This window comes from Rhodococcus sp. 06-235-1A, from assembly GCF_002258785.1.
Lineage (GTDB): Bacteria > Actinomycetota > Actinomycetes > Mycobacteriales > Mycobacteriaceae > Rhodococcoides.
In genome coordinates this window covers 361,560-384,167 of record NZ_NOYI01000012.1, presented here as the reverse complement: position 1 = coordinate 384,167, position 22,608 = coordinate 361,560, and the positions used below count along the sequence as shown (strand labels likewise).

General features: G+C 62.3%; 27 protein-coding genes and 1 tRNA gene. 18 read left to right on the top strand and 10 right to left on the bottom strand.

What is annotated here, in order from left to right; all coding sequences use genetic code 11:
• Positions 1–59: 59 nt before the first annotated feature.
• On the bottom strand, positions 60–476 hold the full coding sequence (locus CH275_RS12270; RefSeq protein WP_094678382.1) for a very short patch repair endonuclease: 417 nt from the start codon (positions 474–476) through the stop codon (positions 60–62).
• Positions 473–1,621: a DNA cytosine methyltransferase gene (locus tag CH275_RS12265; RefSeq protein ID WP_094678734.1), complete on the bottom strand. Its 1,149-nt coding sequence runs from the start codon at positions 1,619–1,621 to the stop codon at positions 473–475. The genes CH275_RS12270 and CH275_RS12265 overlap by 4 nt, the downstream gene beginning before the upstream one ends.
• A gap of 188 nt (positions 1,622–1,809) precedes the next feature.
• On the opposite strand from CH275_RS12265, the gene CH275_RS12260 reads away from it, so the two are divergent.
• Genes CH275_RS12260 through CH275_RS12250 form a run of 3 tightly spaced genes read left to right on the top strand, consistent with a single transcriptional unit; the run spans position 1,810 to position 5,837 of the window.
• On the top strand, positions 1,810–3,603 hold the full coding sequence (locus CH275_RS12260) for an ABC transporter ATP-binding protein (RefSeq protein ID WP_094678380.1): 1,794 nt from the start codon (positions 1,810–1,812) through the stop codon (positions 3,601–3,603).
• Complete coding sequence (locus CH275_RS12255) at positions 3,596–5,419, top strand: ABC transporter ATP-binding protein (RefSeq protein ID WP_094678378.1); 1,824 nt, start codon at positions 3,596–3,598, stop codon at positions 5,417–5,419. Before CH275_RS12260 ends, CH275_RS12255 begins: the two co-directional genes overlap by 8 nt.
• A 40-nt stretch (positions 5,420–5,459) precedes the next feature.
• Positions 5,460–5,837: a hypothetical protein gene (locus tag CH275_RS12250; protein ID WP_256990987.1), complete on the top strand. Its 378-nt coding sequence runs from the start codon at positions 5,460–5,462 to the stop codon at positions 5,835–5,837.
• Between the two features lie 22 nt (positions 5,838–5,859).
• Here CH275_RS12250 and CH275_RS12245 read toward each other — a convergent pair whose 3' ends face one another.
• The gene (locus CH275_RS12245) at positions 5,860–6,201 is read right to left on the bottom strand and encodes a hypothetical protein (RefSeq protein ID WP_094678730.1); all 342 of its coding nucleotides are present in this window, start codon (positions 6,199–6,201) and stop codon (positions 5,860–5,862) included.
• Between the two features lie 193 nt (positions 6,202–6,394).
• Here CH275_RS12245 and CH275_RS12240 point away from each other — a divergent pair, with 193 nt between their 5' ends.
• On the top strand, positions 6,395–7,021 hold the full coding sequence (locus CH275_RS12240; RefSeq protein WP_373453702.1) for a putative glycolipid-binding domain-containing protein: 627 nt from the start codon (positions 6,395–6,397) through the stop codon (positions 7,019–7,021).
• Here CH275_RS12240 and CH275_RS12235 read toward each other — a convergent pair.
• Positions 6,994–7,965: a prephenate dehydrogenase gene (locus CH275_RS12235; protein ID WP_373453706.1), complete on the bottom strand. Its 972-nt coding sequence runs from the start codon at positions 7,963–7,965 to the stop codon at positions 6,994–6,996. The genes CH275_RS12240 and CH275_RS12235 overlap by 28 nt on opposite strands.
• Before the next feature lie 63 nt (positions 7,966–8,028).
• Here CH275_RS12235 and CH275_RS12230 point away from each other — a divergent pair, with 63 nt between their 5' ends.
• The 4 genes from CH275_RS12230 to CH275_RS12215 all read left to right on the top strand — a co-directional run bounded on the left by CH275_RS12230 (position 8,029) and on the right by CH275_RS12215 (position 9,514).
• Entirely contained in the window at positions 8,029–8,568 is a 540-nt protein-coding gene (locus CH275_RS12230) for a tRNA adenosine deaminase-associated protein (RefSeq protein WP_094678374.1), read from the top strand.
• 3 nt (positions 8,569–8,571) lie between these two features.
• The gene (locus CH275_RS12225) at positions 8,572–9,027 is read left to right on the top strand and encodes a nucleoside deaminase (RefSeq protein WP_094678372.1); all 456 of its coding nucleotides are present in this window, start codon (positions 8,572–8,574) and stop codon (positions 9,025–9,027) included.
• A 107-nt stretch (positions 9,028–9,134) separates the two neighbouring features.
• Positions 9,135–9,332, top strand: a complete 198-nt coding sequence (locus tag CH275_RS12220) for a CsbD family protein (protein WP_094678370.1) — start codon at positions 9,135–9,137, stop codon at positions 9,330–9,332.
• 91 nt (positions 9,333–9,423) lie between these two features.
• Positions 9,424–9,514, top strand: a tRNA-Ser gene (locus tag CH275_RS12215).
• Positions 9,515–9,530: 16 nt separating this feature from the next.
• On the opposite strand, the gene CH275_RS12210 is transcribed toward CH275_RS12215, so the two are convergent.
• Positions 9,531–10,682 (bottom strand): tyrosine-type recombinase/integrase, encoded by a 1,152-nt coding sequence (locus CH275_RS12210; protein ID WP_094678368.1) that lies wholly within the window; start codon positions 10,680–10,682, stop codon positions 9,531–9,533.
• Positions 10,669–11,328 (bottom strand): hypothetical protein, encoded by a 660-nt coding sequence (locus tag CH275_RS12205; RefSeq protein WP_143546763.1) that lies wholly within the window; start codon positions 11,326–11,328, stop codon positions 10,669–10,671. Before CH275_RS12205 ends, CH275_RS12210 begins: the two co-directional genes overlap by 14 nt.
• 104 nt (positions 11,329–11,432) lie before the next feature.
• Here CH275_RS12205 and CH275_RS12200 point away from each other — a divergent pair, with 104 nt between their 5' ends.
• From CH275_RS12200 to CH275_RS30380, 8 genes are all read left to right on the top strand, one after another.
• Positions 11,433–11,651: a hypothetical protein gene (locus tag CH275_RS12200; protein ID WP_094678364.1), complete on the top strand. Its 219-nt coding sequence runs from the start codon at positions 11,433–11,435 to the stop codon at positions 11,649–11,651.
• 494 nt (positions 11,652–12,145) lie between these two features.
• On the top strand, positions 12,146–12,448 hold the full coding sequence (locus CH275_RS12195) for a hypothetical protein (protein WP_094678362.1): 303 nt from the start codon (positions 12,146–12,148) through the stop codon (positions 12,446–12,448).
• Positions 12,445–13,398: a hypothetical protein gene (locus tag CH275_RS12190; protein ID WP_094678360.1), complete on the top strand. Its 954-nt coding sequence runs from the start codon at positions 12,445–12,447 to the stop codon at positions 13,396–13,398. Before CH275_RS12195 ends, CH275_RS12190 begins: the two co-directional genes overlap by 4 nt.
• Positions 13,395–13,928: a hypothetical protein gene (locus CH275_RS12185; protein WP_143546762.1), complete on the top strand. Its 534-nt coding sequence runs from the start codon at positions 13,395–13,397 to the stop codon at positions 13,926–13,928. The genes CH275_RS12190 and CH275_RS12185 overlap by 4 nt, the downstream gene beginning before the upstream one ends.
• 361 nt (positions 13,929–14,289) lie before the next feature.
• The gene (locus tag CH275_RS12180) at positions 14,290–14,856 is read left to right on the top strand and encodes a hypothetical protein (RefSeq protein WP_094678356.1); all 567 of its coding nucleotides are present in this window, start codon (positions 14,290–14,292) and stop codon (positions 14,854–14,856) included.
• Positions 14,857–15,365: 509 nt separating this feature from the next.
• On the top strand, positions 15,366–16,067 hold the full coding sequence (locus tag CH275_RS12175; RefSeq protein ID WP_143546761.1) for a hypothetical protein: 702 nt from the start codon (positions 15,366–15,368) through the stop codon (positions 16,065–16,067).
• Positions 16,068–16,153: 86 nt separating this feature from the next.
• Positions 16,154–16,474, top strand: a complete 321-nt coding sequence (locus CH275_RS12170; protein WP_256990986.1) for a WXG100 family type VII secretion target — start codon at positions 16,154–16,156, stop codon at positions 16,472–16,474.
• Positions 16,474–16,710, top strand: a complete 237-nt coding sequence (locus CH275_RS30380) for a WXG100 family type VII secretion target (protein WP_094678352.1) — start codon at positions 16,474–16,476, stop codon at positions 16,708–16,710. The genes CH275_RS12170 and CH275_RS30380 overlap by 1 nt, the downstream gene beginning before the upstream one ends.
• Here CH275_RS30380 and CH275_RS12160 read toward each other — a convergent pair.
• Positions 16,676–17,590: a hypothetical protein gene (locus CH275_RS12160; RefSeq protein ID WP_094678350.1), complete on the bottom strand. Its 915-nt coding sequence runs from the start codon at positions 17,588–17,590 to the stop codon at positions 16,676–16,678. The two genes, CH275_RS30380 and CH275_RS12160, sit on opposite strands and share 35 nt — an antisense overlap.
• Positions 17,591–17,761: 171 nt before the next feature.
• Here CH275_RS12160 and CH275_RS12155 point away from each other — a divergent pair, with 171 nt between their 5' ends.
• Positions 17,762–18,754 (top strand): HNH endonuclease, encoded by a 993-nt coding sequence (locus CH275_RS12155; protein ID WP_094678348.1) that lies wholly within the window; start codon positions 17,762–17,764, stop codon positions 18,752–18,754.
• A 118-nt stretch (positions 18,755–18,872) separates the two neighbouring features.
• The gene (locus CH275_RS29480; RefSeq protein WP_094678346.1) at positions 18,873–19,370 is read left to right on the top strand and encodes a hypothetical protein; all 498 of its coding nucleotides are present in this window, start codon (positions 18,873–18,875) and stop codon (positions 19,368–19,370) included.
• A 725-nt stretch (positions 19,371–20,095) separates the two neighbouring features.
• Here the strand turns inward: CH275_RS29480 and CH275_RS12145 are convergent.
• The 3 genes from CH275_RS12145 to CH275_RS12135 form a co-directional block, all read right to left on the bottom strand.
• Positions 20,096–21,055, bottom strand: a complete 960-nt coding sequence (locus CH275_RS12145; RefSeq protein ID WP_143546759.1) for a hypothetical protein — start codon at positions 21,053–21,055, stop codon at positions 20,096–20,098.
• 20 nt (positions 21,056–21,075) lie between these two features.
• Positions 21,076–21,585 (bottom strand): DUF6932 family protein, encoded by a 510-nt coding sequence (locus CH275_RS12140; protein WP_094678342.1) that lies wholly within the window; start codon positions 21,583–21,585, stop codon positions 21,076–21,078.
• A gap of 561 nt (positions 21,586–22,146) precedes the next feature.
• Positions 22,147–22,605 carry a hypothetical protein gene (locus tag CH275_RS12135; protein ID WP_094678340.1) on the bottom strand — a complete coding sequence of 153 codons (459 nt, stop codon included), beginning with the start codon at positions 22,603–22,605 and terminating at the stop codon, positions 22,147–22,149.
• Positions 22,606–22,608 lie beyond the last annotated feature (3 nt).

The following is a 22,608-nucleotide window of genomic DNA, read 5'->3' as shown; positions in this document are numbered from 1 at the left end:
GGACGCGCGGGGACGTGAAAGGGTTTCAAGCGGGAGTGGAGCCCGCGGAATGACCCAGATTATTCGGCTTGGAGTTCGTTCTCAACGCGGTCGGCGGCGACGGCGGGATCTTCGTGTTCCCAGATGCGCACCACGCGCCAGCCCTCCGCGATCAGCTTCTTGTCGGTGTCGCGATCACGTGCGACGTTGGCGGCCAACTTGTCGGCCCACCACTGCGCGTTGTTGCGGGGCTTGGTGGCATGCACTGGGCAGCTGTGCCAGAAGCAGCCGTCGACGTAGACCGCGACTTTGCGTTTGGGGAACACCAGATCTGCTCGACGCCGCATGCCCTTCAGCGGAGCGCGATCGACGAAATACCGCAGACCTCGACGGTGCAGCGCTTGTCGTAGCGCCACTTCGGGTTTGGTGTCGCGACGCTTCTGCTTGCTCAGTCGCGCACTGGTCTTGGCATCGGTGGCGGGCCGGGCTGCGCTCACACCGGAACTCGCTCGGCGTACCCGCCCATGCGCTCGAGATGGGCGTCGAGGTCGTCGAGGAAGCCTGGTGCGAAGCGCAGGTTGCCGGCTCGGGCGCGCTTGAGGAAGCCGGCCGTCGCGCGTGCCGAGAGCAGTTTCGAATCGTCCAGAAAACCAGCCAGGTCTTCGTACGGCTCGTGGACCGGCATGGTCGATATCGTCACCTTGAACGTCGTCCGGTCACGTCCCCACGCAGCGGTCGGCCAAGCCTGACCAGGAAGTAGAGCTGGATCGTTCGAGGCGTCGTACGGCTTCGGGTCGTCGAGCGCGTTCGCCGCCCACGACGCCATGCGCACACTGACGGCGTTGCCGACGAGCTTCCATCGATGCCCGCTGCGAATGCCGGGTTGCTGCACCGACGGCAGCGTCCAGTCCGGATCGAAGCCCTGCAAGCGCTCGGCCCCGATGATGCCGGGAGTGACGATCTCCCCGGACGGCAATCGCACAGCCGGGGGACTGGCGATGCCAAGCGAGGATCCGCCTTTGAGCGTCGGGACCGCATTGACCGCCCACCCCAGGCCTCGGATGCCCTCGGTCCAGTAGAAGCCGCACGGCTGGGTGCTCGGATCGCCGTCGGGCAGCGGGCCGGCATCCTGGGAGAACAGCACCTCCCGTGGATCGTCGGTGCGCGAGGCCAGCATCACCACCCGCTGCCGACGTTGCGGCAACCCGAACGCCCGCGCGTCGACGACGCGGTAGGCCCACATGTAGCCGAGGTCCTCGAGTGCGTCGGTGATGTGTCGCATGGCGGCCCCGCGGCCGAGCTGCAGCATGAACGGAACGTTCTCCATCAGCAGCCACCGCGGACCGCGTCGACGCGAGACCAGCCGAAACACCTCGTCGACCAGGCCCGACCTGGCACCGGTGATGCCCGCGGTGCGTCCGGCCTGGGAGAGGTCCTGACATGGGAAGCCCGCGGCGACGAGTTCGGTGTCGGCGGGCAGGCTTCGGAGCGTGGTGACATCGGTGTGCAGGGGTATCTGTGGCATCCGCGCTCGCAGGACGGCCTGGGCTCCGGGATCGATCTCGCACAGCAACTGCGTCGACCAGCCCGCCTCGGCCAGCCCCAGCTCGAGCCCGCCGATCCCCGCGAACAACCCGACCATCGACCGTGTGCTCACGTGTGCCCTTCCCTCGCCCGACGGTCCTACGGTACTCGAGAGTCGGTGACGGCTCGTGCACTTGACCTCGACCACGCTCAAGGTTTCACACTGGAATGCGAGGGCCGAAAAATCGGTTGGAAACTGAGCCTGTGCAATGAAATCATTCGAGCACAGCAATAAGGAGAAGAACTGTGTCTACGGGTGTGCTCGATCCCGAAACCCGAACCCTCGATCAGCCATACCCGGACACCGCGAAGCCGCCCAGCTCACTGCGTCGTTTCGCGCCGTTTCTGCTGCCGTACAAGTGGTTCTACATCGCCTCGATCGTGGTCTCGCTGATCGCAACCATGACCGGTCTGGTGATTCCGCTGGTGATGCAGCGCGTCATCGACGGGCCCATCACCGACCGCAACTTCTCGGCGGTCTGGTGGCCCGCGGCTCTCGTTCTGCTGCTCGGCACTATCGATGCACTCGGCATCTGGGTTCGCCGCTTCCTGGTCTCCCGCCCGTCGAGTCAATTCGAGATTTCGGCGCGCGCAACGGTATTCGACAAGCTGCAACGACTGTCGGTCTCGGCTCACGAAAGCTGGGAATCCGGTCAGCTGCTTTCACGTGCCATTGCAGACCTCGGTTCGCTGCGGCGTTTCATGGCTTTCATCGGCCCGTTCATCATCATCAACGCCGTCACGCTGATCGTGGGCATCGGCGTATTGCTCGTCCAGTCCTGGCAATTGGGGCTGATCATGCTGGCGACATCGGTACCGCTGGTGATCGCCTGCACCAAGTTCGAGACGCTGTACCGCGTCGTGGCGCGTGACGCTCAGGATCAGGCGGGCGATGTCACGACGACGGTCGAGGAGTCCATCCAAGGCATTCGTGTCCTCAAGGCATTCGGTCGAAGTGCGCACTTGGGCAAGCAGTTTCTGCGTCAGGCCCGCACCTTGCGTGGCACCGAGCTGACGAAGGTGCGCTACCTCGCAATCATCTGGGCGGTGATCGTCGGGCTGCAGCCGATCACCATCGGCGCGATCCTGGCTGTGGGTACGTACTCGATCGTGCAGGGCACGATGTCGGTCGGCACGCTCGTCGCGGCCATCGCCATCGTCACGTTCCTGCTGTGGCCGATCGAATCGTTCGGGTATCTGCTGGCGGAGCTGAACAACGCACGCACGGCAGCGGATCGGTACTGGGAGATCATGGACACGCCCGAAACGGTGACCGATCCGGACAGTCCCGTCGAACTGCCCGAAAAGATCCGTGGTCGGGTGCAATTCGATCGTGTCGGATTCACCTTTCCCGACGCGTCGTCGCCGCTGCTCACCGACGTCAGTTTCGTCATCGAGCCGGGGGAGACCGTCGCGTTGGTCGGTAACACCGGCAGCGGAAAGACCGCGCTGACGAATCTCGTGCCCCGTCTGTTCGACGCCACCGAGGGTTCGATCACCATCGACGGTATCGATGTGGCCTCGATGCGGTTGGCCGATCTGCGCTCGATCGTCACGGTGGCGTTCGAGGATCCGGTGTTGTTCTCGGCCAGTGCGCGCGAGAACATCGCGCTCGGTTCACCCGGCGCGTCCGACGCCGAGATCGCCGAGGCGTTGGAGATCGCGCGCGCAACGGATTTCGTCGAGCAGTTGCCGTGGGGCTTGGCCACGCGCATCGGTGAGCAGGGCATGAGCTTGTCCGGTGGGCAGCGGCAGCGGCTCGCACTGGCGCGTGCAGTGCTGGGCAAACCGCGGGTGCTGGTGCTCGACGACCCGCTGTCTGCGCTCGACGTGGACACCGAGGCGAAAGTGCAGAAGGCATTACGGCGCGTGTTGGCGCACTCGACGACAGTGCTGGTGGCACACCGGCCGTCGACTGCTGCGTTGGCCGACCGCGTGCTGTATCTCGAGAACGGAAGAATTGTGGAGCAGGGAACACACGAGGGACTGCTGGCGTCGTCGCCGCGGTACCGCGAGGTGATGGGGTCGATTCATGGCTGAGCAAACCGCAGCTGCGGATTGGCGTGGAGTCGGCGGCGAGGAATCGGAGGTCGACGCCACCGGAAACCTGGTGTTGGCCGGGCGTTCTCGCCGGTTGCTCGCATCGTTGGTGCGCCCGTACAAGAAGCAGGCACTGCTGTCGTTCCTGATCATCCTGGTCGACAACATCACCTACGTGGCCGGTCCGCTGTTCATCGCCTACGCGCTGGACAACGGCGTCGGCGCTGCGGGACAGGGTGATTGGGGCCCGCTGCTGTGGGCGGTCGGTGGCTACACCGGGTTCGGCCTGCTCGGGATGTTCACGACCTATGCGTTTCTCACGGTCTCGGGACGCTTGAGCCAGAACATCCTGTACGACCTGCGTGGTCGGGTGTTCGACCATGCCCAGAAGCTGAGCCTGTCGTTCCACGAGAAGTACACCTCGGGACGATTGATCTCGCGACTGACCAGTGACGTCGAGTCTCTGCAGACCCTGCTCGAAAGTGCCCTCAACGACGCTCTGACGGCCATCCTGTCGATGGTGTCGATCGCCATCATCCTGGTGTACCTCGACATTCCGATGGCGATGATCGTGCTGGCCGGCTTCGTTCCGCTGGTCCTCGTCACTCGATGGTCACAGCGGCGACAACGCCAGGGATACCGTCGAACACGGGTGGCGATCGCGCGCGTCGTGGTCCACTTCGTCGAATCCATGGGCGGCATTCGTGCAGTGCAGGTGTTCCGGCGCGAAGGACGCAACGACGCCATTCTGAGCACCGAGGATTCGGAGTATCGGGACGCCACCACCGCGGCGTTGCGCGGCATGGCGAGCTACACCGGCATCGTGCGGTGGATCGGTAACGTGACGCTCGCGATCATCCTGGTGTTCGGTAGCTGGCGAGTGATCAACGGCCACATGGACATCGGCGTGCTTGCTGCGTACGTGTTGTATCTGCGCCGGTTCTACGGCCCGCTCGACGAGCTGGCGATGGTGTTCAACGCCTACCAGTCCGCCGCGGCTGCACTCGAGAAGATCTCCGGTGTGCTCGAGGAGGAACCGTCGGTGACAGCGCCGAAGAACCCGGTGGACATCGGAACAGCCAAGGGCGACATCACGTTCGACGACGTGCACTTCTCCTACGGCCCCGAACGCGTCGTGCTGCCGGAGTTCTCGCTGCACGTGCCCGCCGGACAGGTGGTCGCGATGGTCGGGGCCACCGGAGCAGGCAAATCGACACTGGCAAAGCTGTTGGCGCGCTTCTACGATCCGACGGCCGGAGCCGTCCGACTCGACGGCATCGACATGCGGCAGATCAGCGATGAGGACCTGCGTCGCAACGTCGTGATGGTGACCCAGGAGTCGTTCCTGTTCTCCGGTTCGGTGGCGGACAACATCCGACTCGGACGCCCCACGGCGACCGATGCCGAGGTGCGGGCCGCGGCGGACGCCGTCGGACTGACCGAGTTCATCGCGTCGTTGCCGGAGGGAATCGACACCGACGTGCGCAAGCGCGGAGGCAGATTGTCCTCGGGTCAACGGCAATTGGTCGCCTTCGCGCGGGTGTTCCTCGCTGCGCCGTCGGTGATCGTGCTCGACGAGGCAACATCGAGTCTGGACATCCCGAGCGAGCGACTGGTGCAGCGTGCGCTCGAGACCATCCTGCAGGGGCGAACGGCGCTGATCATCGCGCACCGCCTGTCGACGGTGGCCATCGCGGATCGCGTTCTGGTCATGTCCGACGGCGACATCGTGGAGGACGGAACTCCTGCGGACCTCATCGCGGGAGAGGGACGCTTCGCGCACCTGCACGAGGCGTGGGAAGACTCGCTGGTCTGATTTGCGTAACGCCTCGTCGGTCTCCGGCGAAATGACCTGTATGAGAAGAACATTTGTAGCGGCAACACGAGTTGCCACCGTCGTCGTCTCAGGTCTGGCCTTTTCGGCAATCATCGGCGCAGGCGTTTCCCATGCGGATACTCAGGATTGCTCCATCTCCCGCGATGCCTTCGGCGCGTCTGCAGCGTGTCACGACACCGGTGCTCCTCCGGGTAGGGAGTACGTACTGATCACCGAATGTTGGGGTTTCCATGTCACGGCGACCGTTCCGTTCCTTGCGGTCGGCCCCTACACCTCGTCGAGCCGATCCTTCGTGCCGACAGGTCAGGCGTCGGGTAACTGCGGTTCGAGCTGGGGCCAGCCGACATCGACCCTCGGTGTCGTCACCGGTGCCCACGTGGAGATCTATCGCCAATGAGATCGGTGTCGTGACCGGGTGATCAGGTCCAGGGTGTTATCGGTGGCTTGACCCACATGATCTTCTCGTCGGTGTGCCGGGGCGTCGCCCCGTCGTGGCCCGGGTGCTCGGCCGCCCACGCAGATTTGCGGTCGAGCAGCTCGGCCACGATGGTCCACGTTTCCATCGTGCTCGGTGGGTGCAGGTCGGCAGCGCGGGCGAGTTTCCGGCGGACAGCGTCGGTGAGGTCGAGAAGCTCGGCACCGGTGATGCCGCGATCCCACACGTACCGCGCCAGAGCTTTCGCCTTGTCCCGTCGGCTCTTCGCGGCCTGTTCGGAATGCGCGAAATCGAACTGCCCGCCGCCTGCGTCCCCTGTCGTCACGGGCACCACCCTAGTAACTGTGAGCGAAATCGACCTTCGTTCGGCCATGTCGGGCGTCGCACACGATTGACCGTGAAAAACGCACGTCGATACCGGGTCGTGGACGGTACACACGCGTCCGCGCCGGGCGCGGACGTCGAGAAAAGTCGCGTCCGCTTGATCTTCTGGGGGCCCCGTCGCATACCGTAGGTGAGTGATCACTCAAGCATCGGGTGCAGAGCATGTCTCCATACCCGCGACCGGCTCCACAGACGCGAAAAACTGGCCCTCGATCCTGACGTGGCGAGCGCACGACGTTCCCCGCATGGAGTCCGTACGGGTCCAGCTCTCGGGCAACCGCATCAAGGCTGCCGGACGCATCATCGGTGCCGCGTGCAGTGATCACCCTGCCTTCAGCGCGTCGTACGACCTGGTGACCGACGAGTACGGCGTCACCAAGCGGCTCTCGGTCCGCACCTCGCTCGCGTCCGGTGACCGGCAGGCCTCCGTCAGCCGCGACGACGAGGGCTATTGGATGGTGGAGAACAGCACCAGCCACCAGCGCTCGACCTACAGCGGCGCACTCGACGTCGACATGGTGCTCAGCCCCTTCTTCAACACCCTGCCGATTCGTCGATTCGGTCTGCACACCCAGGTCCAGGACCTCGAGGTGCCGACGGTATACGTCAACGTGCTCGACCTCAGCATCCAAGAGGCCACGCTGACCTACAGCAGTGGTTCCGAGGGCATCCACGTCATCTCACCGGTGTCGACGTCGTCCGTCACGGTCGATGCCGACGGTTTCGTCCTCGATTACCCGGGGCTGGCCGAACGGATCTGACGCACGACGCCACCGCGTCGACCCGCGTCCTGCATCTTCTCCCGCCACCCCGGCTCGCCCGGGGTGACGTCGGTGATCTCGAAGCGCTTGTGCTGCTCGTACTGCAGGCGCGCTGCGTTTCCGGCGTCGACCAGCGTTTTCGTCGAACCGTCGTCCAGTTCTTCCCGGGCCGCTGTGAGTGCGCCCAGTGCCTCGTCGAGTGCGGTTCGCAGAGCGGCAGCGTTGCCCTCGGTCATCGCCCGAACAAGATTCGGCGACGACGACGCCACCCTCGTGCCGTCGCGGAACGAGCCCGCAGCCAGGCCCAACGCCAGCGGACCGCCTGCCGCCCCCACGACCGCCAAGGCCTCGGCCAGCAGATGCGGTAAGTGCGAGATCCTGGCGACGGCGCGATCGTGCTCGACGCTCTCGGCCGGCACCACCACCGAACCGCAGTCCAGGGCGAGCTCGGCAACCCGGACCCACACGTCGGCGTCGACTCCCGGGTCTGTGGACACCACCCACACCGCGTCGGCGAACAGCGTGGGATCGGTGGCCGACCAGCCCGACTTGTTGGTACCCGCCATCGGATGCCCGCCGACGTAGCGGGCCTGCAGTCCGCGAGCCGCCACGGCAGCGGCAACCTCGGCCTTCACGCTGACGACATCGGTGATCGGGGCATCGGGTGCATGTTCCGCAATGGCGGCCAGAACCGAGTCGACGGCAGGCATCGGAACGGCGATCACGATGAGCGCATTCTCGGACGATGCCCTGGTCAAAGCCACCGTCAAGTCGGTGCCGACGTCGTACCCGTCGGCTGTAGCGCCGGCGATCGCATCGGCCGATCGGTTCCACCCCCACACCGGACGACCCGCATCGCGTGCCGCGCGCAGGATCGACCCACCGATCAGTCCGAGACCGAGAACGCACACCGAGGTAGAAGTCACCCGATCAGATTGGCACAGGTGGGTGCTGTCGACGGGAGGTGGACTTCGAATACAGGCCCCAACCGGACTACCGTTGCGCGCATGGCCGCACAGCGCGCGAACAACAACCGCGCATCCGCACAGGAGTACGACGAACTCGAAGGATTCGGTGTTGCTGTTGTCCGAGAGGACGGCAAGTGGACCGTGACGCCGCTGTCCGAAGACGCGCTGACCAGCCTGTCGGCGGCAGAGACCGAACTGCGCGAGCTTCGCAGCTCGGGAGCAGTGTTCGGACTGCTCGACGTGGACGAGGAATTCTTCGTCATCCTGCGTCCCGCACCGAACGGCACCCGCCTGCTGCTCTCCGACGCCGTCGCCGCAGTGGACTACGAAATCGCCGCGGACGTTCTCGATGCGTTGAACATCGAGATCCCCGACGTCGATCCCGATGAGCTGGACGACATCGAACCCTACGAAGAGGGTGACCTCGCGCTGCTGGCCGATCTCGGACTCCCCGAAGCCGTGCTCGGCATCATCGTCGCCGAGACCGACGACTACCCGGACGAGCAACTGCAATCCATCGCCGAACGCCTGGGCTTCGAGGACGAGTTCGCCGCAGCGGTGAACAAGCTGCGGCGGTAACCGATGGTGGTGTCCGACGCGGACATGATCCGCGCAGCGCTGTCGGCTGCGGCCGAGGCATCGGATGCCGATGTACCCGTCGGAGCCGTCGTGTTCGACGCCTCCGGACGTGAGATCGCCCGGGCCTGCAATGCGCGGGAGGCGTCGGGCGACCCCACCGGACATGCGGAAGTGATCGCGTTGCGTCGAGCAGCCGCTGTCCACGGCGACGGCTGGCGACTCGAAGGCTGCACCCTGGCCGTGACGCTGGAACCCTGCACGATGTGCGCCGGAGCGCTGGTGCTCGCCCGTGTGGACGCTGTGGTGTTCGGGGCATGGGAACCCAAGACCGGAGCCGTCGGCTCGCTGTGGGACGTGGTGCGCGACCGTCGCCTCACCCACAGGCCACAGGTTCGCGGCGGAGTGTTGGAAGCCGAATGCGCCGAAGTGCTGACCAGGTTCTTCGCCGACCGGAGATAACGATCCCGTCTCGAGGTGGGGGGTGAGGTGGCCGGGGCGGTCGGTTTTCAGGAGTGTGGACAGCAGGGGCGCACAGAAGCGCTCCAACCTCTGCGAAGGAGAACACTATGGGAATCGGCGACAAGATCTCGAACAAGACCGAAGACCTCGGCGGCAAGGCCAAAGAAGCCGCAGGTTCGGCCACCGGAGACAAGGACCTCGAAGCAGAAGGCAAGGGCGACCAGGCCTCGGCCGCAGTCAAGGACGGCGTCGAGAAGGTCAAGGACGCAGCGTCGAACATCAAGGACAAGCTCACCGGCAACTAGTCGCCGGAGTGGAGCCTGCGGAATGACCAATGGATTCGCGCGCTGAGCAGGCGATTTAGCCTCAGGGCCGCATTCCGGTACAGTCTTCTGCGGTGGCGTGTCCGAGCGGCCTAAGGAGCACGCCTCGAAAGCGTGTGACGGGTAATCCCCGTCCGAGGGTTCAAATCCCTCCGCCACCGCCACAAGCTCCCCACCTGTTCACGCAGGTGGGGAGCTTTTTTGCGCGAGGTTTTCGTCCGAACCCGGTTGCCCTGGCCACATCTTGACCACACTCGCTGGTGAATAGCTGTCATGCATGGTCACGGCGACTGCATCTAAGTCCGTGTCGAAGAGGTCTGCGTACGTGTCCAGAGTGACCTTCGCGGACGTGTGACCGAGCATCCTGGCGAGCGCAAGAACGTTCACCCCAGCGCTTACAGCGAGGCTTGCTGTCGTGTGACGCAGATCGTGCGGAGTGATGGTCTGTACCTTGGCTCGCTTCACTGCGCCGGCGAACCAGCCGCCGTCGGACTTCGGACGTGGCAGGTACCGGCCGTCAGGCCCTGGGAACACCAGATCGGTCAGAACTTTGCCTTCGCATTGCTGCGCGAGCTCATCGAGGATGAATTGGGGGACCGGGACCGAACGCCCGCGTCGACTCTTGGTCAGGCCCTCGGCGTGATCGACGCCGAGCTGCACCGCATTGTCGTGAACGCTCAGCCGTCGCCTGAGGAACTCGATGTCTTTCACTCGTAGTGCGATCAGCTCGCCCCATCGCAAACCCGTGTAGGCCTTCGTCAGCACCAGGCGATAGTGCTGACCTGATTCATCAGCCAGGCGAGCAACGTCGTCAGCCGACAGATACACGTGACGCTTCGCAGTCTTGCGCGGCAAGTTCTCGACACCGCGAGAGGGATTCTTCGCCAGCCGGCGCGACTTCACGGCGTCGTCGAGGATCCCGGCAAGCACCCCGTAGGCCCGGATGACGGTTGTCGGGCTGCATCCTCTCCGCGTCATGTCGGCTATCCATCGCTCGACGCTGGCAGGTTCGATCTCCGCTATCCGGGCCGTTCCCCACATCGGACTAACGTGGGTCCGCCAAGCCGACTCGAGCGTTCGATAGTTCGACGGCGCGACATCGGACTGTTTGCGCAGCAGCCAGTCTGGCGCGAGGTCGCCCACCGGTATTCGCCCCAGGGTTGGAGCGACGTAGTCCCCGGAGAGCTTCTGCACCTCCACTGTGTTTGCGAACGCTTCAGCATCCCGCTTTGTTCGAAACCCACGTTTGGTGGTTTGGCGATGATCAGGTGTCCTATAGCGGACGCGATACCTCTTGCCGGCCTGGGTGGAGTAGGGCTCAATCGTCGCCACTCGTAATCGATTCTCTCAGTTCGTTTTTCAGCGTTCGGGCTATCTGGCCGCGCTTCTGGGCGTTCGCATCAGGTCCAGCTCGTTGATCGCGTTCTTCGGAGAACGTTCGGCCCCAGGTCTTCAGCGACCAGATCGCGAGAAGGACGTCTCCGAGGTCCATGTCCTTCGCCGCCCGCTCGTCGGCCGCAGTTCGACGGTTGTATGCGTCGTCAAGGTCCTCAAGTGATACTCCGGGCGGTAAGTGGCGTTGAGAATCAATTGCGCGGCCGACTTCGTCGAGTTTGCTTGTCTCTAACCACACTTCGGCTGGGTTCAGTGCGTCAAACTCTGTGCCTTCGACAAGGGAGGCGAGTGCATGACCAGAGAATGCCAAGGTCTCGGTAATGAGCACCTTCTCTTCCGTCCCGAGTAGGTCGCCGATGCCTATGTGCGACCCGGTCACCTTCGTCAGGGCTAGCGCAAGCACGATCAGAGTGGGGATTGTCGGTGACACTCGGCCGCTCTCGAGTTCACTGACCCGGGAGTCTGTCCACTGAAGTCCGTAGAGCTGCGCGGCTTTTGCGACCGCGTCGCCCTTCGCGCCCACGCTATTACGAATCCGTCGTGCGTTACGGCCGACCGCTACAGCTAGCTTCTGTGCTTCCACTGCGGAACCATACCTGGAAAATCTGAGGCTTGACAAGACCCGGAGAGACGTGCTGAACTACTTTCATTCCTGGAATACGCCAGGAATGAAAAAGAGGGGCTCCGATGAGTTCGTTCGATCGACCTCGCCCGTGGGGCTGCAAGGAGTACGCGGCGTGGCGCGGAATAACGGAGGCGGCCGCAGCGCAGGAACGGTTCAAGGGAACCGGCCCACGTTTTATCAAGACAGGTTCGCGAGTGCTCTACGATCCCCAAGACGTCTGGGACTGGCTGGACAACAACAAGATTGCAAGAACCGACCAGAAGCCCACGAGGGTCGCGTGAACTGAGAATCATGTACCAATCCACCGATCTCGATTGGCCAAAAGTGCAGACCGACGCGATGGGCAACGTCGTAACTGCCGTGCTGGATACGGTCTTGATCTTGCCGGGACGCGTTGTTCAAGGAACTCGTGTCGGACGTCGTGCTGGTGACGACGCGACAAGATCAGACAGCCGCTGTGGCGTGGCGAGGAGGCGGTTCGGAATGAAAATAATTGTCCGAGAGAAGCTTTGATCGGGTGGTGCCGCTCAGCGTCGAAACGCCGAGCGGCTGACCCTTCACCCACTCAAGTGGCTCCGCGGTAGTTCCGGTGCTGGCACACCGGACGCGTAAATCCACTTCACCAACAAATCCGACACCCACAGGGCGACCCCAGAAGGAACGACCGAACCACCCGGCGAACTGAAACCTCAGCTCGCTCAAAACACCCTCAAATCCAGAGGACAACTTCATGATAAGACGCGCACCGACACTGCGGCAAGCTCCCCTATCGGACATGCCAGCAGCGGACTCCCTGAAGAAGCGCTGGACGTACACCGCGCTCGCGGCCATCGGCCAGGCAGCAAGGGAAAAGGCCCGATTCACCGCCTGGACACTGTCCGATGAGTACGGGCTCGCCGACCCACCGAACCCTCGTTGGTGGGGCCTCGTATTTGCGCAGGCACACCGCAACGGCTTGATCGAATACGCAGGTTTCCAAGAGTCTCCCCGGCCCTCACGGTCCCGCGGCGTCTGCCGTGTGTGGCGCGCCAGGCGCATCGACCTAGGCGCGGCAGACCGCTCGAACAGGGTCCGATGAGAATCCGAAGCATCAAACCAGAGTTCTGGCGCTCGGAGGACGTCGACGCGTTGGATTGGCACAGTCGCCTAATTTTCATCGGACTGTGGTCCTACGTCGATGATTCAGGGGTTGGCCGTGACGACGAACGGCTCATCCGGGCAGACCTATTCCCGCTCACGGACGACCTCACTGAATCGTCAGTGAGGATTCACGACGCGCTGCTGAGTCTTCATGCGAGAGGAATGATCACTCGATACATCGTCAGGGGGCGCCGATACCTGTTCATCACCAACTGGAGTGCGCACCAGAAGATAAATCGCCCAACAAAAGGTAGAAACCCCAGGCCGGACGATCCAGACTCCACGATTCACGAACCCATCAGTGAATCCTCAGTGAGTCCTCAGTGCCCGGAGCTAGGGAACGAGGGAACTAGGGAGCAAGGGAACAAGGGAGCAGGTCCCCCCTCGCCCCCACACGAGACCACCGCCGCAACAGGCGAACTGGTACCGGACAGGGGACAGGCCGACTCAAAGGAGCCCGGTTCGAATGGAGGCGACGAACGGACGAGCGGGGGACGAATAGCTGTTGTAGCTCCCCGCTCAACTGCGGTCGTAAGCCTGAGGACCGACGCCGACCAGATCGTCGTGTCCTACATCAAGCACATGTGCCCGAAAGGGTTGATCGCCGAACGGCGGGCGTCGATGACATCGATCGTCGGGAGGCTGCTTACCGACGGGGTCACCCCGGACGACGTCTGGGGTGGCATCAAGCTCTGGGACGAATCCCCGGTCTGCGCCCACTCTCAAATCCCGAGCTTCGTCCAAAAGTTCATGAACCAAACCAGAACCCGCGCAACCGATCAGACACACGGTCTAGGCAATGCCGGGACGAAAGCAGCAGAAATCCGCAGCAGCAAAGATAGCGTCCGCGCACGGCTAAACCTTCCGCCACGAGAGGCAACGGCATGAAATTAGCTCCAACCCTTGATGACGCGATCGACATCGCAGCCGACGTGCTCGCGAAAGCGGCGCTACTCGACTACCGGATGCCTCGCCGCGACGACGGAGTGACAGCAGCCTGGGCGGAGATTTTTGTCGACGAGCCTATTTGGATTAAAGAAGCCCTCGAGGCCGTGGCAATTCACTACAAGAAACCAGATCCCACCCGACTGATGCCCGGCACTGTTCTCGCCATCGTCGCAGCGATCCCCATCGGGCCGGACTCAAGTGACGAGCGAGTCGACTCGTGGCTACTCGGCTGCGCGCAGCACCCGTACTCCTTCGCCATCGAAGAACACACCGGCGTCAAGACCCCACGCTGGGACGACACACCTGCCGGGTTCGACACTGCGGCCGCAAAGGCATGGGCCACGAACGGCAACATCGTTTGGGTGCGAGAGCATCGGGACGAGCTCGCGCAGGGGCTTCGGCGGAACGGCCATCGTTTCGCAGACCTGCACCGAGAATCGAGGCCACGCGGAGCGCTGATCGAACGGTGAACCGGACACCTCACGGTCGGCCGTCATTCGCCGTCTCAGCGCCCCGAACTGCCGCGACGATTGCCGACGTCGCCCGGAGCCGTATCAGCGTCACCCGTGGCGATACAGGCGTTGTTCCGCACCTTGCACTCTCAGACGCGCTGGCCGTCGCGGACCAACTCGTCGACGCGGTGGAACGCGCCCGGGCTCGCAGGTCACGCCTGAAGCGGAGACCGCGAACATGATCACGGCGCGGGAGCCCACACCTCCCATTCGCTGCCGCCACATCGACTGCAGATACCTCACGCGTCACCCAAACAATTGATGCCCCACCCACAGTGAACTGAACAATCCCACCCCACCCCACGACGAGGAGACCAACATGACCAGCCGACCGAAATTCAACCAGCACATACGAGTCCAGTCCCGAATCGACCGGAAGGCCGACGAACAAGTCGCCGCCAGACTCGCCGCGATGCCTCAGCCCATTCCACGCGAACCAGCAGAAGCCCCCGAGCCCCGCGGCCCAGGCACGAACGCGATCACCGCACTCGCAGACGCCATCGCGGCGAAAGAACGCGCCGAACAACAGGCAGCGGCCATCGACACCATCCGCGCCGCACGAGCCACCAACACCCCCACCCCCGCCCAACAACGACAAACTGAAGCCGACGCGACCGTCGCCGCAGTCATCGAAGAGAGGCGCGCCAAGAAGGCTGCCACACCCGACGACGGAAGCATCGACGAGCGCCGCCACGCCCATGTCGAACGCACCCGAAACGGAACCACACCCCAACCCCTCACCGCCGCCCCGACGAGCGGCATCGCACCATTCAGGCAGCGAAGCTTCGAGGAATCCGCGCAGAAGACCACCGCAGTAGCCGCCCAACGCGAACAGCGACGGGCCGACGTCGAAAAGGCGCTACGAGACCACCGCACACAGCGGTGACCGCAGCCGACCAAAAGCCGCGTCGATTCTGCGCATCATCCGCGCAGGATCAGCGCGACCCATATATCCGCTGCTCAGGCCAGCCAATCAGGGTGCGGCCACTGACTCGTAGAGTCCGGTCTCGGGTGCACTCGCCGGCACGCACGCACGCACGCGTGCGCGAGGGTCGTAATCGTAGTACCTCGAAACAATGAGTGGTACAGAGGGTCGAGTGATGCCCCGGGGACTGTCTGGCCTCCGACGGATTGATGATCGCTGACACCGCGGTAATCGAAGGTCATGAATGAGCTGTCTCGACGACGTGGGCCGTTCGCCCTCGATTCGTTGCAACTGTGCAGCACCGGCGTGGAGATCCTCGATGCTGCCGCCCGTGAATGATTGTTCGTCGAATGTTGTTGTGGGGGAGGGGGCAGCATTGATGAGTGTTTGTGGGGAATGGTGCAGGGTAGAATGATAAGTGAAAAGTATTCAGCTGCAGTGCATGTCGCGTTCGACGGTAGACACCCCACATGAGCGGATTTGAAATGACAACAGATGTCCCACCTGATAGCTCCATCTTCGGAACACCGGAGGATGGAGACCGACCCGTATCGGAGTCGCTGGTCGGCCTCGACGGCCTGGTGGTCCACTTCGAGAGTGGCCGCGGGGTCAGGACCGACGGATGCTCCGATTGGAATGCCGTGCTGAACCTCAATTCCGATGCGGGTGAGGAGTATTCGATCGGTGCCATGCAGTTCTTGATGCTGCGCGATGGGTCCGCTTCGCTGCTCGAAGGCCTGGGACTGCTCGACGACGTCGACGCAGACCGCTTCCGTGCTCTGTTGGACGGAAACAACCTCGACGAACGGGTCCTCGATGAGATTGGTGCACTGACGAGTAACCGCATTCTGGCGGTGCAGTGTTTGTCACTGCATCCAAACGCGAAAGAGCTCGGCGTCGAGTCGTGGTTCATCGCAGAGGTCGTTCACCACATGATCCCCGACGGAATCGTGCTGGCCCACGGCATGACGGCAGCCGAAGCCTCCAAGGGCTATTGGAACGGTCCTACCCACGATCAGTTGCTAGCGGCCGGGCTGGGTCCACTCGGTGGTTTCCCTGGGTTCCACGGACAGTCCGCCACTGCGCCAGCCTTGGCGACGGCGAGGTGCAGCCTGTGGCCACACATAGCGTCTGAAGTGATCGCAACGCCGAGCGCGGCACACTCGGTGTGACATGAAATCTCGAATCGATGAAACCGAACCCACTCGTGCCGCGTCTAAGTCGATATGTGGACCTCGAAAACTCGAGCAGGTAGCCCGTGAGCACGCTCCAGGTGTCCCCGGATCAAATGCGCGCCACCGTCGCCGAGGTCGAAGCCAAAGCCGACACGCTCGCCCAACGGCTACGAACGCTCGACAAAACCGTCGGCGATGAACTCCTCGTCGACGGCTGGCAGGGGATCGCGGCATCGGCCTACGACGAGAGCTGGATCGAGTGGAGGCACGGCGCAGAGAACATCATCGGAGCCCTCCGCGATCTAGCGCAGCTACTCCGCGCAGCAGCAGATGACTACGAACAGACGGACAACGACACGAGCGTCGTCGTCGCGAACGCCGCCGGCTCCCGGATCGACATCTGATGTCCGCCTCCGGAAACGATGCATTCAAGATCGACCTTCAGCAACTCGATCTCGCCATCGCGTCGATGGCGACCTTCGCCGCGGACACGGCTGCGATCCTCACCGACGTGTCGCACAGTGTTGCTGCACTTCGTATCTCCTGGACTGGCGAAGGGTCCGACGCCTACCGGGATGCGCAGGAACGGTGGCACTGCGGCGTTTCTATGCCTGTTTGTATTTTCCACGCAACGAGTTGATCGCAGCAGTCCAAATAATCCCAAATTCGTGAATGTCGGCGAACTTCATCGGTTCGCCTCGGTGATGTATAGCTCGTGTGCCGACATATTGGACAACAGCCATCAATGCCTCGTAAGAATCTTCAAGCTCGATTAGTAAAAGCATGGAAGCGCTTGCAGTCACCTGGTCACTGGCTTCAGTACACCGAGCGAGTGCCTTTAATTCCTCCTCGGGTCCGACCTCCATACCAAACGACTCCGCCTCTTCGCTGATTCTTTTGTCGTCATCGATAGCTTTATTAATGGCGACAAAGGTGGCCCTGATGTCAACCAAAGATTTCATCGCGTCGCCGATCGTCGTAAATACGACCTGCCGACGGTGTTTCTTCTCCTCAATCTCAGCAGTTGACAAGAGTCGTCGCCGTTCGATGGCCTTGGTAGCCTTCAGTGACTTTTTAAGCTGGGACATCTGACTCCGATGCTGATTTCGCTGTTGTTGAAGTAAGTCTTGGTGTTGCCCCCACTCCGCGTCGAGCTGCGCCTTCTGTTGGTCAAGCGCCCGGAGTATCTGCTGGTCGCTCAAGTAACGCTGTTCCGCTAGGGTCTCTGTAAACTTGCGTCGTTCGAACTTCATCTGCTCGTCAAATTTACGACGTTCTTCCTGGCGCATTTCCTTCTGCCCGTGAAATGCCAGGTAGGCGGCGGCAATGAGGAATGGACCGCTGATCAGGCCGGCTATGAGGACACCTTGCGGCTGCGTGAGGTCCCACTTCAGGATGTTGTCCTTGTTGGCAACCAGCAGAATTGCCGCGAGACCCAGACCTGCGATCGATGTACCCGCTATCAGCGATCGTGTCAGGTATCGAAGTTGGTGCAGCCAGGCATGAAGACGTAGAAGCATTGCTGAATCATGCCCTGGTCGGTAACTCATCGCTGTCGTTTTGACAACAGATTCCGATCTGAAGTTGCTGCAGGTTAGGCGGCTGGGGGACTTCCAACGTCGGAACGTAGATCAGACGTCTCGACACGAAGGCCGACGATATGCGCCTGCTTGGACGATAGTCTGAGACACATGGGCTTAAGCGATCTGACTGCAGATGCGGTGGCGTTAGCGTTGTCGGAGTTTGACGATCTTGGAGGCGACGCCTTCAGGTCTAAGTATGGCTTCGGGCCAGGCAGAACGTACTTCATCGTGAGAGGCGGCAAGCGCTACGACTCGAAGGCCGTGGCCGGAGCAGCGCACGGTTACCTGCCAGGGAACCTTCCGTTGAAGTCGGCGGACTTCACCGGCGGCGATCAATCCGTTGCACGTCGACTGCGTTCACTCGGCTACAACGTCCACAGTGAACGGCTGGACTGGGTTCGCGATGAAGTGATTCTCGTTTGCGATGTTCTGATGGACAACGACTGGGACTACTTGGGAGCGAATGATCCTCGCGTACTCGAGCTATCGACCCTTCTGCAGAAGATGCCGCTATACCCTCCCGAAATCCGTGGTGACAAGTTTAGGAACCCGAACGGTGTGGCTCGCAAGACTGCCGATATCGCAACCCAGCATCCCGACTACAAGGGTAAGCCGACCAAAGGTGGCGCGGTCGATAAGGAAGTTCTCGCGGAATACCTCCGTTCGCCGGACCGGATGCGAGCCGTCGCTGCAGCTCTGCGGTCCTCACTGCACGACGAGACAATGGAACAAGTCTTGCAAGCGCCGATCGATGATGAAGACGACTCGGCACCTGAAGGCAGACTTTTGCAACGTCAGCACTTCGTGCGTGAGCGTGACCGAAAACTGCGGCGCAAGAAGATCGACAATTTTCTTGAGACACACGATCGAGTTGCGTGCGAAGTCTGTGGTTTCGACCCCGAAGCGGTGTACGGCGAGCGCGGACGTGAGTACACAGAAGTGCACCATGTCCTTCCGCTCCATGTCTCGGGCGAGACACGAACGAAAATGTCCGACCTTGTTCTCCTGTGTGCGAACTGCCACCGCATGATTCATCGGCGGTCACCGTGGCTTTCACCAGACGAGCTTCGAGCACTTATGAAGATTTCGGCGGAGTTCTAGACCGCTCCGGGCGTGATGGCGAGGCGACTATGCCGAATCTTACTGCGCGAACGCGGCTTTGGTGCATAATATTGGCGTGAATCTACCTTACCGAATTGTTGCATGCCATCCTGACGTCATGAAGGGTGTCCGCAAGTTCGAGTGGGTCGGTATCGACAATGAGACTGACGAAGTCGTTGGCGTTCTTGCTACCGCTGAGCACTTGTTCCCCGACATTCCCGTCCACGCAGATGTGGTGATCATTCATTCTCGCCGCCACCATGAACTCGGAATCGAACTTCTCGTAAGGGCGAAAAGGGAACTGAGTGAGCTCGACCTCATCCTCTATCGAAGCGGAACCGCGACCGAAAAGGGCTTGGTGGCGACGACCCACCCCCGGGTCGACCTGCGCATCTGTCCGAATTTTGTGCAACGAGTTTCTCGATTCGAGACGAGCAGTGAGATGCGCAGAAGCAAAATGACGGATCCGCGCACCTCGGCGTTCGAGCCGGTGAAGGCGGTAGCACTGGGAAGAGAGTATCTGAGTGCGGCGGCAGACAGGCTCGGGTTAAAGTCTGTCCCACCCAAACTGTGCGAGCCTAAGAATGGTGCCGCGGGAGCCAGCAATGCGAAGTGATGTCATTCGGCTGGGTAGGGCACGCTTGGGGGGGGTGGTTCACCGCAAGCGTGTGGACGCCATCCAACTGCGGTGGCAGCATGCACCACCCGCGTATGTGAAAGGTCCAAGTTGACGTTCGGAATGTGGAGCACCTATCAGCACTACTGCTTAGCCGGTTCGCGGCCGGATATCGTCGGCGCAACACTTGACGATCTGCTCGCGGAGCATGAGCTCGTGCCAAGGGATGGGCGGTTTGGCGCGTTGATCGCACAGGCAGTTGCTGGCCAGTGGCAGACCGTGTGTCTCATTGATGCCGTGGGCAATCGTATTGGGCAGCGCGTCGATCCAGAACGGTACGACGTGGGCCGACGAGTTGGCTGGAGCTTGAAACCCTCTGAACGTCTCGTCGACACGACACCACCATCGTTCACTCGATGGGTGGGACGAGTCGAGTAGCTAACAACTCCCGCGACGGCCACGACTAGCTGTGCATGATGATGCTCAGCCCTGCTGATGCCCCACTTACTCGGAACCATGGTCGCAGTGTGGGTAAGTCTCGTTTGTCTGTAACGGAGCGCACGGCCTTGACGAGCTCGGGCCAGGGTCAGGAGGGTTCATTGGAATGGGAAATCCTTAGACTCGCCTACTCCCGATCGAAGACTGCAGGGCCCGCCAATCTCCAAGGGCCCTGCAGGGTGCTCACGCTAGGCAGTCGCGAGTTTTCGTGACTGTGGCTCGACCGGTTAGCCAGTGTCCACTGAGAGCTCCGTCTGATCGCCGCGTTCTAAGCTTCGGATCGAGATCAAGGATCTGCTCTGGCGCGAGACCCCCGGGTCTCCGGGAAGGCGCGATTCGACCACGTTGAAGATGGCACGGACAGTCGCGCCCTCTTGCGCGGCTAGTTGCGCGACCTGGATAGCTAGCGTGTTATCCAGAACGGCAGCGCTGATCGGTGGCCTTCCTTCCGGAATGAAGTACAGGGTGCCGATCGACCGTCTGAATCCGTCGATGGTCCCGATCATTGTTTCCGATTTCTGCGAATCCACGCGTGAGTCGAGCTCGAGCTCAAGCCGCGTCGCGCCGTTGGGAGTCAGGGCGACTGTTGACAGTCCGACGCGCCGCTGGCGCACGGTTCCGTCGATTGTCCAGCCCGCTTGTCGGCTGGAACGGATTGCACGGCGAAGCCCTTTGCGTGCGCCCTTCGGGAGATCTGCTATCTCAGCGACGAGCGGGCTATCGACGTCGGGGTCGCTTGCGTGGCTGAGGATTGCTGCTATTGACCTCAAAGCGTCGGAGTCCACCGAGGACGCCGTTGTTATGTTGTCGACCTGCTGGGTTGGGTCGATCTTCGGTGTTGGCGCCCGTAACACAACCCTGACAGATCCAGGTGTCGCGCCCTCGATAAGTAGACCTTCGCTGTAGCGGCCTTTGCCTGCGCGATGCTTCGCGGTCTCTTTGACCGCTTCACTCAGCCCGGCTACGAAAGCGGAGAAGCTCTTCGCGCTGGTCGCGTTGTTTTCGACACCGGGGCCATCAAGATGCACGTCGAATTCGGCCTGTTCGGGACCAGCCTCTTCTACGAAGACATTCAGGAGCTCGGGATCGTTGCCGACGATGCCTGCCAGCAGCGAACCGCGCAGAGCGCGGTCGGCTTCGTCGTCACCGGTGGTGTACTGAAGTGCGACTCGCAATCGCGCTTCCATATCGCGTGAGTCTGCAGCTGTCACAAGATCACCTCCAAGTACCCCTTGGCCGCACCCGGCACGAGCACGCCGTTTGGGCCGTTGACAGACGACCAGCGTAGATCCCATATGCCGAGTGCATCTTCAACGTCCGGCATCAGAAATGTGTCTAGGAGACCCCCCATTGGATGCAACTTCTTAGTCCACCGCGAGGGGTCCGATGATGTGGCATTCAGGAACGTCCACAACGGGAACCAATGCGGATCGTTGACCTTGTCCACATACTCCTCCATGGGTACGACAACAACAATGTCTGCGTCTTCCGGTGCGGCCCACGGCTTGTGTGTCACGAAGCCGCCGTCGATCCAGAGGCGAGCGCTACCGAATGCACTCTTCACGAGACTTGAGTACAGGACAATGGCTTGGTGGATGAGCTCGCGACGTGGGCGGAATGGGGCGTCCACCACAAAGGCCTGGTAGATCTCATCAAGTGTCGTTTTATGGGTTCCAGGGGGAAGGGTCGCGTACTCCCCGGTGCACGCTGGGATCACTCGCTGGCTCGATCGAATCGGTGGACTCCGTCTACCAGCATCCAGTTCTCCTGTCCGATTGGTGTCAATCGTCGGATCTTGGCACGGCTAGAGACCACATGGCGGCGTCGGGACCGATTCGTTACGCGGCCGTCGATCGAACGAATGACTACAAGTTCCGCCATGCGGACCGAGTGCGTGACCACATTCCGACCACACGTGAAGGTAATTTCGGGAGATGTCACGTGTTGCCCAGAAAGCTATTTGGGCAGCTTGCGGGCCTTTTTGGAGTCGGGCCCGACGGCCGCTGAGGGTTCAAATCCCTCCGCCACCGCCAAAGCTCCCCACCCGATCCGTCGGGTGGGGAGTTTTTTGTGCGCGGGGGGTGTTGGTGTGCGGCCGGGTTGGGTTCGGCCGGTTCAGCGGCAAACGCGGGCGCATTCGTCGTACGCGCGCGGATTCGCCACCGAGACCGGGTCTATTTCGCGCGCACTTGGCAAATGCGCGCGCGTTTGCGGGACCACCGGGGCCGGGCGGCGATCACCGCGGCCGGGCGCACCGAACCCCCAGGGGCTCAGACGCTCAGCATTGCCCTGCACCGGCGGCGTCGAGTCCGCGCAGAATCTGTTCCTGATCGCTGGGCGGCACGGTGTTCCAGCTCGGGGCGGTGGTCATTTCGGTGCGCAGACCCTCGACCGACTTGGCGCGATCGGAGATTCCGGTCTGCTCCAACGCGTCGATCGACGGCATGAACTGTGTGCAGGTCTGCTGGTAGAGCGCTTCACCGGTGACGCCGGAGGTCGCATCGCTCGGAGCCGCGGGATCGGCGGCGGGCGGGGCTTCCGGCGCTTCGGCAGGTGCAGAGTCAGCCGGAGCGGGCGCATCGGTCGTCGGGGTGGGGGAGACAGTCGTGGAAGCCGCAGTCGTCGTCGCGGCAACAGTTGTGCTCGACGCTTCCTCGGTCGACGGGTCGTTGCTACATCCGGCAACCGAGACGGCCACGATCAGTCCGAGCAATCCGGTCGCGATTTTTCCGTTCATCGC